Origin of the sequence: Vibrio sp. bablab_jr001, from assembly GCF_016464285.1 — a bacterium.
GTDB lineage: Bacteria > Pseudomonadota > Gammaproteobacteria > Enterobacterales > Vibrionaceae > Vibrio > Vibrio fluvialis.
On record NZ_JACDWZ010000046.1, the window covers coordinates 109782 to 124498 of the forward strand.

The 14717-nt window shown below is 52.9% G+C and carries 14 protein-coding genes; 11 read left to right on the forward strand and 3 right to left on the reverse strand.

Translation table 11 applies throughout. The annotated features are described in order from the left end of the window. Positions 1 to 8 precede the first annotated feature (8 nt). Positions 9 to 608: a cytochrome c oxidase assembly protein gene (locus JIG40_RS07770; RefSeq protein WP_020328832.1), complete on the forward strand. Its 600-nt coding sequence runs from the start codon at positions 9 to 11 to the stop codon at positions 606 to 608. Continuing rightward, positions 605 to 1489 carry a cytochrome c oxidase subunit 3 gene (locus JIG40_RS07775; protein ID WP_199465084.1) on the forward strand — a complete coding sequence of 295 codons (885 nt, stop codon included), beginning with the start codon at positions 605 to 607 and terminating at the stop codon, positions 1487 to 1489. The genes JIG40_RS07770 and JIG40_RS07775 overlap by 4 nt, the downstream gene beginning before the upstream one ends. Positions 1490 to 1501: 12 nt before the next feature. On the opposite strand, the gene JIG40_RS07780 is transcribed toward JIG40_RS07775, so the two are convergent. Further along, the gene (locus JIG40_RS07780) at positions 1502 to 1729 is read right to left on the reverse strand and encodes a DUF2909 family protein (protein ID WP_020328834.1); all 228 of its coding nucleotides are present in this window, start codon (positions 1727 to 1729) and stop codon (positions 1502 to 1504) included. Between JIG40_RS07780 and JIG40_RS07785 the strand changes: the two genes are divergently transcribed. Genes JIG40_RS07785 through cyoE form a run of 4 tightly spaced genes read left to right on the forward strand, consistent with a single transcriptional unit; the run spans position 1728 to position 4968 of the window. Beyond that, positions 1728 to 2465 carry an SURF1 family protein gene (locus JIG40_RS07785; RefSeq protein ID WP_244662648.1) on the forward strand — a complete coding sequence of 246 codons (738 nt, stop codon included), beginning with the start codon at positions 1728 to 1730 and terminating at the stop codon, positions 2463 to 2465. The two genes, JIG40_RS07780 and JIG40_RS07785, sit on opposite strands and share 2 nt — an antisense overlap. Then, a complete protein-coding gene (locus JIG40_RS07790) occupies positions 2462 to 3004 on the forward strand; it encodes a hypothetical protein (protein WP_047459542.1) in 543 nt (180 codons plus the stop codon). The genes JIG40_RS07785 and JIG40_RS07790 overlap by 4 nt, the downstream gene beginning before the upstream one ends. A gap of 19 nt (positions 3005 to 3023) precedes the next feature. Continuing rightward, entirely contained in the window at positions 3024 to 4079 is a 1056-nt protein-coding gene (locus JIG40_RS07795; protein WP_199465085.1) for a COX15/CtaA family protein, read from the forward strand. Further along, positions 4072 to 4968, forward strand: coding sequence for a heme o synthase (cyoE, locus tag JIG40_RS07800; RefSeq protein WP_199465086.1), 897 nt, complete (start codon positions 4072 to 4074; stop codon positions 4966 to 4968). Before JIG40_RS07795 ends, cyoE begins: the two co-directional genes overlap by 8 nt. A 17-nt stretch (positions 4969 to 4985) precedes the next feature. On the opposite strand, the gene JIG40_RS07805 is transcribed toward cyoE, so the two are convergent. Continuing rightward, positions 4986 to 6050 carry an MBL fold metallo-hydrolase gene (locus JIG40_RS07805; protein WP_199465087.1) on the reverse strand — a complete coding sequence of 355 codons (1065 nt, stop codon included), beginning with the start codon at positions 6048 to 6050 and terminating at the stop codon, positions 4986 to 4988. 189 nt (positions 6051 to 6239) lie between these two features. On the opposite strand from JIG40_RS07805, the gene JIG40_RS07810 reads away from it, so the two are divergent. Continuing rightward, positions 6240 to 6848 (forward strand): TetR/AcrR family transcriptional regulator, encoded by a 609-nt coding sequence (locus JIG40_RS07810; RefSeq protein WP_038127576.1) that lies wholly within the window; start codon positions 6240 to 6242, stop codon positions 6846 to 6848. Positions 6849 to 7021: 173 nt separating this feature from the next. Beyond that, the gene (aroG, locus tag JIG40_RS07815) at positions 7022 to 8074 is read left to right on the forward strand and encodes a 3-deoxy-7-phosphoheptulonate synthase AroG (protein WP_024374868.1); all 1053 of its coding nucleotides are present in this window, start codon (positions 7022 to 7024) and stop codon (positions 8072 to 8074) included. A 52-nt stretch (positions 8075 to 8126) separates the two neighbouring features. Here aroG and JIG40_RS07820 read toward each other — a convergent pair whose 3' ends face one another. Further along, complete coding sequence (locus tag JIG40_RS07820; protein ID WP_055452028.1) at positions 8127 to 9464, reverse strand: MATE family efflux transporter; 1338 nt, start codon at positions 9462 to 9464, stop codon at positions 8127 to 8129. A gap of 161 nt (positions 9465 to 9625) precedes the next feature. On the opposite strand from JIG40_RS07820, the gene JIG40_RS07825 reads away from it, so the two are divergent. The 3 genes from JIG40_RS07825 (at position 9626) to JIG40_RS07835 (ending at position 14705) form a co-directional block, all read left to right on the forward strand. After that, positions 9626 to 10600 carry a sensor domain-containing diguanylate cyclase gene (locus tag JIG40_RS07825; protein ID WP_032080889.1) on the forward strand — a complete coding sequence of 325 codons (975 nt, stop codon included), beginning with the start codon at positions 9626 to 9628 and terminating at the stop codon, positions 10598 to 10600. A 118-nt stretch (positions 10601 to 10718) separates the two neighbouring features. Continuing rightward, positions 10719 to 11798: a beta-eliminating lyase-related protein gene (locus JIG40_RS07830; protein WP_154183042.1), complete on the forward strand. Its 1080-nt coding sequence runs from the start codon at positions 10719 to 10721 to the stop codon at positions 11796 to 11798. 21 nt (positions 11799 to 11819) lie between these two features. Continuing rightward, positions 11820 to 14705 carry an alkaline phosphatase family protein gene (locus tag JIG40_RS07835; RefSeq protein ID WP_199465088.1) on the forward strand — a complete coding sequence of 962 codons (2886 nt, stop codon included), beginning with the start codon at positions 11820 to 11822 and terminating at the stop codon, positions 14703 to 14705. The last annotated feature ends 12 nt before the right edge of the window (positions 14706 to 14717 follow it).

Consider the following 14717-nt stretch of genomic DNA (forward strand, 5'->3'; position numbering starts at 1 on the left):
GGTGAGTGATGACGCAGCCAACTTCCGGCCAAGCCAACCGTAAACTGACCTTTAAGCTGCTGCTGGCGGTGGTGCTGATGTTCGGTTTTGGTTTCGCGCTGGTGCCGCTATATGACGTGATGTGCAAACAGCTGGGCATCAATGGCAAAACTAATGAGGTAGCCGCCATTCAGCCCAAAGGCATGCAGATCGACGAATCGCGTACCATACGGGTCGAATTTATGGCGCACATCAGCCACAACATGCCGTGGACGTTTGCCCCGAAGGTGACACACATCGACGTTCATCCCGGGCAGGTGATTCAGACCGCGTATCTGGCCGACAATCTGTCGGGTTCGGACTTGGTGGGGCAGGCGGTACCGTCTGTCTCTCCGGGGCAAGGTGCGACTTACTTCAACAAAATAGAGTGTTTCTGTTTCAGCCAGCAGCCGCTGATGGCCAAAGCTCACGCTGAAATGCCGTTGATTTTCTATATTGAGCCGGACATTCCGGACACCATCCACACTCTCACACTTTCATACACGCTGTACAACATTACGGATAAAGCGGAACCGCAACCTGCATTGGCCAACGCGGGAGTCTCTGTTTCGCAAGGAGCAACCCAATGAGTGACAAACCGAATGCGTACTATGTTCCGCCTCAGAGCCGCTGGCCGATCGTCGGCGCGCTGGCGCTGTTTATGGTGGCGGTCGGCGCGGGCATCACCGTGCAACACGTGGGCACAGATAGCGCGGGTGGGGTGATTGGCAAAGTCATCCTGTTTGCTGGATTTTTTGTTCTGCTGTACATGCTTTCCGGCTGGTTCAGCAATGTGATCGGCGAGTCGCTTGCCGGGCTTTATTCGGCGCAAATCGCCCGTTCGTTCCGCCAAGGCATGAGCTGGTTTATTTTCTCTGAAGTGATGTTTTTCGGCGCGTTTTTCGGCGCGCTGTTTTATGCGCGTATGGTCGCGGTGCCCTGGCTGGGCGGGGCCAGCAACAATGCGATGACGCACGAGGTGCTGTGGCCGGGGTTTGAGGCCGTGTGGCCACTACTGACTACGCCGGGCGGCACTACGACCGAGGCTATGCCCTGGGAAGGCATTCCGCTCAAAAACACCATTATTCTGCTGACATCGTCCATCACGCTGCACATGGCGCACCTGAGTTTAGAGCGCAACCGACGGATGGCACTGGTGGTGTGGCTGGAAATCACCATCATACTGGCGGCGTGTTTCCTCTATTTTCAGGCTACCGAATACCTGCATGCTTATCACGAGATGGGGCTGACGCTGCAGTCGGGCGTGTACGGCAACACCTTCTTTATGCTGACGGGCTTTCACGGGTTGCACGTTTGTCTCGGCACCCTATTCCTGACGGTGCTGCTGGCGCGCATCGCCAAAGATCACTTCACGCCTAAAGACCATTTTGCGTTTCAGGCCGGCAGTTGGTACTGGCATTTTGTCGATGTGGTTTGGCTGTGTCTGTTCGTCTTTGTTTATGTTTTATAAAGATTTTTAAGATTAGTAGGGCGTGGCATTCGGATGTAGCCAGCCACTCAGGAGAGCGAAAATGAGCAGAATCACCACCAATGCCGAGAACATCAAACGGCGACCGAGATAGTAGCTCATCGGGCGTTCTTCTTCGCCCTCTTTGGGTTCACTCACCATTCGAATCAGTGCGCGGGCCAGATTGAATATGATGAACAGTAAAAGCAAAACCAAAGCAATTTTTACAACCAGTGGCAGCATGGCGGCTCCTTCAAGGCGTGTGTGGTCGGGCAAAATCTGGGTGGGTGCTGTATTAACTGTGGTCGTGTTTGCGCTGCTGGTCAAATTGGGCTTTTGGCAGTTGGGGCGTGGTGAAGAAAAGCAGCGTATAGAAGCCAGCCTGGCCGCGCGAGCGCAGATGGCTCCGCTGAGTTTGCCGTTGGCGCTCGAACGTTACCCAATGGCCGAGCTTACCGGGTTACGGGTTACGGTGACGTTTGACCCGCATACCGACGCGACATTCCTGCTCGATAACCAAACGTTCGACGGCAAAGTGGGCTATCTCGCCTATCAACTGGCGAAACAACAGGATGGGCACTGGATGTTGATTGAACGCGGTTTTGTGCCAGCGGGAAACGACCGACGCGTGCTACCGAAAGTGGACTGGCTCTCTGAACCGCAGACGCTGACCGGGCGTTTGTATGCCCGTTCTCCTAATCCACTGAGCTCCTCATTGGGTCTGGAAGCGGGCAATCCGCACCGGATTCAGAACCTCAACATGGACGAGTTGTCGCAGTGGCTTGGTACGCCGATTCTGCCGTTGGCATTTCAGCCACAGCAGGCAAACTGGCCCTATCCGCAACCTTGGCAGCCACTGGTGATGAGCGCGCAGAAGCATTTCGGCTATGCCTTGCAGTGGTTCACCATGGCAGCAGTTCTGGCCGTGATCGCGCTGGTTATTGGCTTAAGAGTGTGGCGAGCAAGGAGGCATCAATGACATCAAAAAACAAAGGCCGCTTGATTCTGATCGGTATCGCGCTGTTCTTTGCGCTGCCCGCGCTGGTCGCTCAGGCAGTACTCTCCAACCACTGGTATCAGTCCGGTGCGACCAACAAAGGTCAACTGATTGAACCGCGGGTCACTATGTCTTCGCTCGGAGTATTTAACCCGCTTGAACAGGTGAGTTGGCAAATGGGGTATGTGGTGCCCGCGCATTGTGCCGCGGAATGTCAGCAGCAGATTTACTTGCTGGCCCAAAGCCATACGGCGCTTGGCAAAGAACAAGGCCGAGTCACGCCAGTGCTGCTGGTGAGCGATCAAAGTGACATGACGGCGCTTGGTGGCAGTGTGCTCAAACAGATTCCGGTGAATACGCTGTTTATGCAGCACGTTGAGGGTGGGGATGTGGTGATCGTCGACCCGCTCGGTCAGTTGGTGATGCGTTTTGCCGAGCCGGAAGCGTCACAGCAAATCGCGCAGAGCCGCAACGTACTGGCGGATTTGCGTAAGCTGCTCAAGTTATCGCGCGTCGGCTGAACACATCAGGGAGGGTGGTATGTCGAATCAAACGCACAGTCTCGCAATCTCTACCCCAAGCGTCAGTTGGCTGAATCTGGTTCGCTTGAGTCTCGTACTTACGCTCGCGGTTATCGCGCTCGGCGCGTATACCCGGTTATCTGATGCGGGGCTGGGATGTCCGGATTGGCCCGGTTGTTACGGCCATTACACTGTGCCGCTCTCGCCCAGCGCGCTGCAAAAAGCCGAGTTTCTCTATCCTCATCTTGATGTTGAGCCACACAAAGCCTGGCCGGAAATGATTCATCGTTATTTCGCCGGAACACTCGGGCTGGTGGTGTTCAGCATCACCTATTTGTGTTTGCGCTATCGGCCCATTCCGATGACGCTGCCGCTGATGATTGCGGCTATCGTGGTGTTTCAGGCGCTGCTGGGCATGTGGACAGTGACACTCAAACTCTTGCCGCTGGTGGTGATGGGACATCTCATTGGTGGGTTCAGCCTGCTGAGCTGTTTGTGGCTGCTGTATTGGCGCCTGAAGGCGGTAGTATCAACGTCAGTTTCCCACGCCTTAGCGCCGGTCAGCCTGCGCCTGCTCGCCATGATTTCACTCGGGGTCGTGGTTATCCAAATCATGCTCGGCGGCTGGACGTCGTCTAACTATGCGGCGCTGATGTGCAGCAGCCTGCCAGTGTGTGAAGGTAACTGGAGTCAGTATCTTGATTTTCGTACCGCGTTTACGCCGGTTCATTATGGCCACGATAGCTATGAATTTGGCGTGCTCGATTACGGCCCCAGACTCACCATCCATGTAGCACATCGCTTTGGCGCCATGCTGACGATTGCCGTGCTGGGATTACTGGCCTTGAGGTTACGGGCGCTCGGCTATCTCCGACCCGTCAAGATGTTGCTCGGCGCTCTGTCGGTACAGGTACTGCTTGGCATGGGCAATGTACTGCTGAGCCTGCCGCTGACGATCGCGGTGTTGCACAACCTCGGCGCCGCGTTGCTGTTGATATCGGTACTCAAATGCAATTATCTGCTTTGGCCGCAGACGCTCGCCGTCAGTCAAACAAGGAGTGTGACTCATGAGTAAATCTATTGCGGTGGTCCATACCGCATCGGCTTCCAGTCGCTGGCACATTTATCTCACGCTGACCAAACCGAAAGTGGTCGCTCTGATGCTGCTGACCGCACTGGTTGGAATGTGCCTCGCGCAGCCGGGGTTGATGCCACTCAAAGCGGCAGTCTTGGGGTTGTCAGGTATCGGTTTGATGGCCGGGTCAGCGGCGGCATTTAATCATCTGATTGACCGACGCATTGATGCGATGATGGCACGCACCTACAAGCGTCCGCTGCCTTCAGGCGAGATTCAGGCCAGCCGCGTGATGTTGTTTGCCTTGAGTTTAGGCGCGTGCGGCTTTGTCATTTTGTATTGGGGAGTCAACGGATTAACTGCTTGGCTGACCTTTGCCAGCCTGCTTGGTTACGCTGTGGTCTACACGCTGTATCTCAAACGCGCGACACCGCAGAATATTGTGATTGCTGGCTTGGCTGGCGCGATGCCGCCGCTGCTTGGTTGGACATCTGTGACGGGAGAGCTGCACGCCAACGCGTGGCTGCTGGTGATGATTATCTTTATCTGGACGCCGCCGCATTTTTGGGCACTCGCGATTCATCGCAGAGACGATTACGCCAAAGCGGACATTCCGATGCTGCCCGTGACGCATGGGGTGGAATACACCAAAACTTCGATTCTGCTGTATACCTTTTTGCTGGCGTTGGTGTGTTTGTTGCCAGTGCTGGTGGGAATGAGTGGCGTGATTTATTTCGCGGCTTCGAGTGTGCTCAGCGCCGGGTTTATCTACTCCGCATGGGCGCTGAAGTACGATCCGGACAACAGCTCGGCGATGAATACTTTCAAGTATTCCATTTATCATCTGATGATGCTGTTTATCGCGTTGCTACTGGATCATTACCTCTGAGGCGCCAGCGATGAGAGTTAGTTAGACGTATTCAAACATGGCTCGGTTGCGGCCGTTGGTTCGCTCTCGTTGACGGTGCTCAGCCACCATTTTTCCAACGGTGCTGGCTCGGCGATGGCCATACGTTCACCAATCATCGGAGCGGTGACGGTTACATTCAGTGCTCGCGCCAGTTTAGTGACCTGCTCCAGTGGCTCGTACCAACGGTGCAGCGACAAATCAAACGTACTGTTGTGAATCGGCAGCATCACTTTGCCTTTCAGATCCAAATGCGCTTGCAGGCTCTCACGAGGAAACATGTGGACTTCAGACCAGAGTGAACTGTAGGCGCCAGTTTCAACCAAAGTCAGATCAAATGGTCCAAAACGATCGCCAATCTGTTTAAAGCCGCCAAAGTAACCGGAATCACCGCTGAAAAAGATCGATTTATCCTGACCTCGGATCACCCAACTTCCCCACAAGGTCGTGTTGCGATCACTCAGGCCACGTCCGGAGAAATGCTGCGTCGGCGTGAAGACAAACTCTGTCTCGCCAACGGTTGCTCTCTGCCACCAGCCAAACTCGCTGATTTTTTCTTGCGGCAGTCCCCATTTCACCATCAGCTTGCCCACTTCAAGTGGCACCAGAAAGCGTCCGACTTTATCGGCCAGTAGCTTTACCGCTGCTTTGTCGAGATGGTCATAGTGATCATGGCTGATCAACACCACATCAATAAAAGGCAGTTCTGAGAGAGAAATCGGTGTGTCGTGAAAGCGTTTCGGCCCCATCCATTGTACGGGTGATGCGCGGTCGCTGAAGACCGGATCGGTGAGGATCCATTGGCCGTCAAGTTTCATCAGTACAGTGGAATGGCCAAGACGATAGACAACGTCTTCGCTTTCATCGTTGAGCTGCTCAGTAGTGATCGACTGAACAGGTATCGGCTTTTTTGGCTCAGCTTCCTCGCGATCAGCGGTTAGGTAAGCCCAGGAAATGGTCAGGAAGTCGCGCATCGTGGTTTTGGTCACGACCTCGCTGTTGGCAAATTTGCCGTCGCGCATCGGAAGTTCAGTCGCCGTTGAGCAGGTTGTTTCGATATTCATATCTTCCTCCTGTGTTGTGCTGTGGCACAAACGCTTGGGTGTATCTTTAGCGATCAACATGAAGTGTTTGTGACGTTTCTTATAAGTTTTAAAGTAAACTAGTCGGTGTAGTTTACATATTGGGTGGTGAAAAGTAAACTGCTTAGTGTAATATTGACCAAAAATGAACATTCGACCAAGGCAAGAAAAATGAAAAAGACCCGCAGTGAATTGAAGCGCGAAGCCATACTATCGGCGGCGATGGCGGCTTTTCGCGAGTTTGGCGCGCAAAACACCAGTATGGATAAGATTGCCGCGATGGCGCAGGTCTCCAAGCGCACGGTCTACAACCACTTCGCTTCTAAAGAGATGTTGGTCATGACCCTGCTGGCGGATCTGTGGCAAGCGACAGCGAACCTAATGGATTCAGACAAATTGGCCTCTTTGCCGTTGCATGAGCAGTTAGAACAGCTGCTGCTGAGTGAAATTGATATTCTTGCATCCGGTGAATATCTCGACCTGGCGAGGGTCGTGCTGGGGCACTATCTGTATCGTCCAGAAGAATTGACACAGCATTCCGAACAGATGGCGATGAAAGAGACTCAACTCGCCCGTTGGCTCAAGCATCAGGTGGATAATAAGCAACTGAATATTGAGGATATCGATTTGGCTAATATCCAGTTGCATAGCCTGATCAAGGGCAGCTGTTTCTGGCCACAAATCCTCGGTTTGAAACCGTCGTTATCACAGGAAGAACGCAGCAAACTGGCGCAGCAGAGTGCCCAGTTCTTTCTCAGTCATTACGGTGTAAAAAAATAATTACACATAATTTTAAGTGTAAATAATTTACACATATTGCTTTTGGTAAAAAATAATGGTTGCGCTTGGTGCTTGAAGTGGATAAGTTACGGGAAGAGCAAATGACGCTGCTTTGGGAGAGGCTATTTCCGTTCGAATAGCCAGCAGCGACAAGTAATAGGAAGAAGTAAGCGATGTACCAAACTGATGATGTAAATATTAAACGAATTAAAGAGTTGTTACCCCCAGTTGCTGTACTGGAGAAGTTTCCAGCGACTGAAGTCGCTTCTTCAACGACATTTCAAGCCCGCGAAGCTATTCACAACATTCTGCAAGACAAAGACGATCGCCTGTTGGTGGTGATTGGTCCATGTTCAATTCACGACACTGAAGCGGCTATCGAATACGGCAAACGCCTGAAAGTGCTGCGTGATGAACTGAGCGGACAGCTCGAAGTCGTGATGCGAGTTTACTTTGAAAAACCACGTACCACGGTGGGTTGGAAAGGTCTGATCAACGACCCGTACCTGAACGACACTTACGAAATCAACGACGGCGTGCGTATCGGCCGTAAACTGCTGCTGGATTTGACCGATATGGGCATGCCAACGGCAAGTGAATTCCTTGATATGATCACCCCGCAGTACATTGCTGACTTGATCAGCTGGGGCGCTATTGGTGCGCGTACCACAGAATCTCAGGTTCACCGTGAACTGGCATCGGGTCTTTCTTGTCCGGTTGGTTTTAAAAACGGTACTGATGGCAACATCAAGATCGCAGCCGATGCGATCAGTTCAGCCAGCGCTTCGCACCATTTCCTGTCAGTGACTAAATACGGTCACTCTGCGATTGTGGAAACCGCAGGTAACCCGGACTGCCACATCATTCTGCGCGGCGGTAAAGAGCCGAATTACAGTGCAGAACATGTGGGTGAAATCAAACAGAAACTGGAAGCGTCTGGTCTGTCACAGAAAGTGATGATCGACTTCAGCCATGCGAATAGCTCGAAACAGTACCAACGCCAGATGGTGGTGGCGGAAGATGTTGCGGCGCAAATTTCAGGTGGCGAACACGCGATTTTCGGCGTCATGATTGAATCGCATCTGGTCGAAGGTCGTCAGGACTTGGTTGAAGGTAAAGCGCCAACATACGGTCAGTCTATTACCGATGCGTGTATTGGCTGGGACGACACAGAAACTGTGCTGCGCCAACTGGCTGCCGCAGTGGAAGCGCGTCGCAATCGCTAACACTCAATGATTAAAAAAGGCGCTCATCTGAGCGCCTTTTTTTGTTTTCGTATTAAGCCTGACGGACATTCATTTCGATGCGATGCAACGCACGCTGATAGATGCTCCAGGCGGTCGCGCCCGCCAGAATATTGCCGATGAACGCCCCGATAAATAGCCCTTTCAAATCGCCAATCTGCGCGCCCAACCACAAGCAGGGCAGGAAGAAAGCAAACAGGCGAAGTGCAGAAATGGTCAGCGCGACGTAAGATTTACCCAGCGCGTTAGACACCGATACCATCAGCATACAGATGCCCAATGGCCCAAGGCTGAGCGGTACCACCGTCAGGTGCCAGTTGAGGATCGATTCCACGCTCTGTTCACTGGTCATCAGACTGGCAAGAGGCGTTGCCAGTACCAATGTCAGCAAGGCGATCAGTAGCTGGAATACCAGAATAAAACGAATCGCTATAGTCACCAGTTTGCGAATGTCCGCCATATTGCTTGAACCGAGCAGACGGCCCACCATTGGCGGCATCGACATGGTCAGCGCCAACACCGACACAATGGCAAAAAATTCAAAGCGTGAGCCCAATGCCCAGGCCGCAACAGCCGCTGTGCCGAAGCCTGCCAGTAATTTGGTGGCCAGCATTGAGGAAAGAGGCGGCAGCAGTTGGCTCAGCATTGCCGGTCCCATAATGTGACCAATGGAGCGCACACTCTGGGCAATATTCAGATCGCTCCAGTCAAACAGCATCCAATGTTTGGCCGATACCCGCGGTGCTACGATCACAATACCGATACCAAAAGCAAGAATGGTCGCAATCGCTGCACCATTGATGCCGAGATCAAAAGTGAAGATAAACAGCGGATCCAGAATCAGATTCAGTACGCTGGTGATCATCATCATGGTTCCTGGCAGCATGGTGTTGCCATTGGCGCGGCAAAGACTGTAGAGGAAATAGAGCACCGCGCCCGTCCACGCACTGATGACCCACCAAATCCAGTAACTATCAATGATGGTAAACACACTTTCCGGCGCGCTTAACAGCGACAAAATCGGGTGACGTAATAAGTACAGCACCACGCCGAATACGGCGACGCCAATGCTGCCCATCGCCACGACTAAACCGCCCAGCTGCTTGGCGTATTTATCCTGACCTGCCCCCAGCGCGCGTGAAATCACGGCGGTGGTCGCGATGCCAAGACCAACCTGAATGCCGATGATGATCATCTGAATTGGCAAAGTGAACCCCTGCGCCGCCAGTGGCAGAACGCCGAGTTGGCCGATAAAAGCACTGTCGACCAGTTGGAAGCTCATCAGCGACAGCACGCCAAAGAGCATCGGCCAGGTCATCTGAAACAGCTGACGTGACAGCGAGGGGGGAGTAATTGTTTGGCGGTTTTGCATAAGAACCTATGGTTTTTTTGAATTTGAACGAGCAGTTATGTCAGGTAATATGCGGTTGAAAATATCGAAATCAACGCCAATGTTCTACGAGACAAAGGTTTACCTGATTTCGCAACTCAACTATTGTAGAACTATGTTAACAGTGTAAACGGCGAGTCGCCATGCAAATACCAGCCAAACCTCTCGACGAACAACAACGTATTGCCAACCTGCACAAACTCGGCATTCTGGATACCGCACCGGAAGAGCGTTTTGATCGTGTTACTCGCCTGGCAAGACGCCTGTTTGATGTGCCGATTGCCCTGGTGACTCTGGTGGATGAGAAACGCCAGTGGTTCAAGTCCAGTTTTGGTCTGGATGTGAAAGAGACGCCGCGGGATGTTTCTTTCTGCGGGCATGCAATTTTGGGCGATGAACCGTTTATCATCAATGACGCTGAAGTGGACGAACGCTTTGCCGACAACCCGCTGGTGACCGATAAACCTCACATTCGCTTCTATGCGGGTGTGCCACTGGTGTTCCAGGATGGTACCAAGCTCGGCACGTTGTGCATTATTGATACCGAGCCGCGTAACCTGGATCAGGACCAGATTGTCGATTTGCTCGATCTGGCCAAAATGGCGGAACGTGAGCTGTCGGCAACGCACAATGCTTCTATGGATGAGCTCACTAATATTTCCAATCGTCGCGGCTTTTTATCTCTGGTAGGAAAGAGCTTAGCGCACTGCCGTTTCAACAGCATGCCCTACAGTTTGGCGTTTTTTGACCTCAATGGTTTCAAAGAGATTAACGACAAACTTGGCCATTCCATCGGTGACGATGCGCTGCAAGATTTTGCACAGTTGATGAAACAAAGCTTTCGCGAATCGGATCTGCTTGCTCGCCTCGGCGGCGACGAGTTTGTGGTGTTTATGTCGGCGACACTGCCAGCGGATGCTGAAAACGCGATCGAACGTTTCCGTCAATCCGTAGCACAGTTTAACCACACCGCTGGTCGTCCTTATCAGCTGGCGTTTTGCAGCGGCACCGTGGCAGGGGATGGAGTGGCGGATGTCAGTATCGACACCTTACTCGAACAGGCTGATCAGGTAATGTACCGTCAGAAAACCCAAATTCGGGCCGCCAAAGGACGCTGATCACGCTTTGGGGTTGCTCGTTCCTCACTACGTTTCACAGTTTTAGTGCATCAGTATCGAAAATTCATTCGGGAGTGATATCGTTCTGCTTGGACGATATGCAATAGGATGAGAACGTATGGATGCCGATCTTCGCCAACAATGCCACACCTTTATCGCGGGCAACCATGAACCGGATCCGGCGACACTGTTTCGCCAGATGGCAGACTGGTGCCAGGAGCATGATGCTGTGCATGATGCTTACGGAGAAGGAAAAACCATTCAGAATTTTGAGCAGCAGGTCGCTGAGCTACTGGGCTTTGAGGCCGCGCTGTTTGTGATCACGGGTACCATGACCCAGCCAACCGCGTTGCAGTTGGTGTGTCAGGAAAAACGTTGCCCGGTGGTTGCGATGCACGAAACCTGTCACATCTTTGCGCATGAAGCGCAGGGCTATCAGATGCAGCAACGCTTTCAGGTACTGCCCGTCGGCGATCGCCATCGCCCGTGGAATGTCAAAGATCTTAAAGCCTGGCCGGATGAAATTGCGGCGGCGGTGTATGAACTGCCGATGCGTGAGATTGGTGGTCAGCTGCCAAGCTGGCAGCAGCTGGAAGAGGTCAAAACATACTGCGCCGAGCAGGGTATCCACCTGCACATGGACGGTGCGCGCTTATGGGAATCGGCCGCGTATTATCAGAAGAGTTATCGTGATATTGCTAAGGGGTTTAGCACCGCGTATGTCTCTTTGTATAAAGGCGTGAATGGCCTTGGTGGCTCAATGTTGCTTGGCAGCAAAGCCTTTATTCAGAAAGCGGCCGTGTGGATGCGCCGTCAGGGCGGCAACGTATATCATCGCACACCTTATGTGGTCTCGGCTGCGATGCAGTTTGAACAGCGCCTTGCGATGATGCCCGCGCTATACGAGCGCACGCAACAGGTTTATCAAATCCTGCTTGAATATCCGGAATTTGTGCTCAACCCGATTGAGCCGCAGGCCAACATGCTGCACCTCTATCTGCCACTAAGCGTCGACAATGCGATCGTACTGCGTAACCGTCTGGCGTCAGACAAGAAAATCTGGCTCGGCAACCCGCAGAGTGCACCGCAACCGAATCAAAGCTTCATTGAGTGGTATGTGGGTGACCGGTTGCTCAACATGCCTGATCACCAACTGATTGAAGTGCTGGATTGGGTGCGAGAGCAGCTTAGCCAATAACGATTTACGGAATCTCCGTCTATGTCTTATTTGAAATTGACTCATCAGACACCGCTCATTGCAGCGGTGTCTGCCTGTTTACTGGCCTCGCCCGCTCAGGCGGCGTTGGGGGACACGCCCATCATCGGCGGCGTGTTTAACTCCGCTGAGATCCTCAAAAATCAGATTGTCTCATCGCTCAGCTATTCGACCACCGTGGCGCGTGATGCCACTATTTTTACTATCGCGGGAGTGTCGCTCGATACCTACATTCTGACTTTACCGCTGGACGCGAAAGTCAAAGCTCGCGTCATTAAGCAAATTTCTGATCCGGGGTACGCCATTCCGCTCGGCTACTTCCTCTATCAGTATTACGACCGTTACACCGGGATTGAGCCGGGTGATCAGTTCAAAGCGTATCTTAGCAGCGTGTACGACGAGCAAGCGCTCAAAGGCTTTGAACACAGTCTGTATCATGTGGGTGATAAACCGACGGATGAAACCCAGATGCGCAGCAAAGATCAGGCGCATCAGGAAGGGATTAAAGTTGACCGGGATTTCATCGCGACTTTGGTGACGCTGTATGATGCGTTGGTGCAGGTGGGCGAGTGGCAAAATGTGGCTCAGTTGCCGCAGCAGTATCAATACCTGAGCGGCAGTGCGCAAGACAAAGCGTTGGTCGCTAAAATTCAACCCATAGTGGTTGGGCTGCTGGAGAAAGCCTCATCCGGCATGCAGGACGGCGATATGAAAAATGCGCTGCTGGCGGTGATGGAAGATGCCAAACCCGACAATGCCAGCAAAATCAACAATAAAGCAGAAGCTGTGACCGTCAGCCTGATCGATTTTGTGCGCCTCAATGTGCTCAAAGGGTATCGCCAGTTTTTGTATCAGCAGGAGCGTACTGAACGCTTGACGGATTGGCTGGTGGATATGCTCGACAGTGACCCGACACAAGTCGCGGATTTTCTGCGTTCTCAGCAGCAGCGCCGTTTTGCGGTGCAGATTACCGTCGATGGTTTGCAACAAGGCTTGATGCAGGGGCTGGTTGACCCGAGTAAGCCATTTATCGGCGAAGTGTACCGCCGTCAGGTAAATGCGGAGTCGGTAAGTTCGCCGTTGACTCATGAACAGCCTGAGCATCAGCAGCAGGTGCGTTTTATGCAAATCCTCGCCGAACAGCCGTATCACGATCCCTATTACCTGCCGTTCTTTAAGCGCCTTTATCGTAGTGAGCACAGCAATATCGTTCAGGTAGGGATTTCCTCGACGCCCACCATCAGCGTGCGCAACCTGCCGCTGATCAAAACGGGGGCGAAAGTCTCCGGCGATGGCGGTACCGGCATTCCCAATTTCCACTTTGTTGATCGCCAACAAGACCGGGCGTATTACTTCTACGGCAATGATGCATTGCAGCTCGATAAGCTGGTCGGTGAACGTCATGTCAAAACCATGTTTGATCGTTTGGACTACCTCAAAACGCTTAACTGCAACGCGCAATACGACTGGAATGCGCACGTCACGTACGATGGCTTAATCAACCTCGGTGTCGGCGAAGCGCAGCGCGATTTTGGTGAGAAACGCTGCTTGCGCGACCTTGAAGCGCGGGCGAAAGTGGAGCAATCGCTGAATGGCGTGCGCGCAACACTGATTGAGCAGGTGGACGACTATCAGGATATTTCAAAATGGGATTTCTACACTCGCCTGAGCCGCAAATGGTCGTTGCAACAAGCGCTGGCCGAATACGCCGAGCAAGACATCAACGGCTTGCCGGATTACACCCTGGTGTACAACCCGTGGCCGGATCATTTTGCGCATTTTACCGGCCCGTTCAGCGATGAAGTCATCATGCCAACGGGCGAGCTTAACCGTCTTGATTACTGGTTAGGGCGGATGGAAAGTGCTTATCGGGATGCAGGTGTGTATGAGCGCACTTTGTGGGGTATGGCGGGGGACCACGGTCTGGCGCCAGTCTATTTTGCGCTCAATCCGGAAAAGCAGATCTTCACTCCGCTGGCGAAAGAACTCGGAATCCCGATTCATCTGGAGAAAATTTCCTCAGATGAAGGGGAAGGGCCGAAGCTGACCAACGCGCTCAATCCGCCTGGCTATCATCAGGTCGATGTGGTGGTTGCGTCGACCGCGGGCGGTAACTTCATGCTGGATTTCTTTAATGCCAACGCGGGTTGGACAGTGCAACCGGTGTATCAGGAACTGACCCAATGGCAACCCGCAGAGAGCGAGAAACCCATCGATGTGATCGCCGAGAGCGTAATCCGTCTTGGCGATACGCTGGATTATCTGGCGGTACGCGAAAGCGCCTGCAATTTGAACCAATGTGCGGTGCGTCTGATTGGCGAACGCGAAGGTCAGCGGGTGGATGAAATTATCCGCAAGCAGGGCGACAAGCTCTATTACGCTGGCGTAAATGGTAAAGCGCGTCTGCTGGATGTGCAGGTGCTCAACCCGTATCTGTCACGCCCGAGCGAGCAGGCACTCAGCCATTACGCCAAGCTGGTGGATAAATGCCTGTATAAAGCGACCGCAGATCACGTCGCAAGTTGGTGTGATGCCAATCAGTGGCGAGATTTGACCCGCTTTAGCGCGCGGCCAGATTCCGTCAATCAGTTAGCAGCCATCTACGAAGAGGACCGTGCTGGCACCGTCAACCTGTTCCCGCGTGATGGTATTGGCTACAACACCAAAGTGCCAGGACGTCATGCCGGGGAAAGTTATCTGGAAAAAGATGCGTTTCTGGGCTTTTGGGGCGCGCCGGTGGGAGCCAATAAAAAGCCGCTGCTGAGTGAAGCGAACGGCTCATTGGCACCAACATTGTTTGAGTATTTAACCGGTGAAACGGTGGTGCCGGGTCAAAATGGTTGGGGTTTTCCATCGCTGCTGAATAAGCTCGATATTCACAACCAGTAACGTTTCACTCGA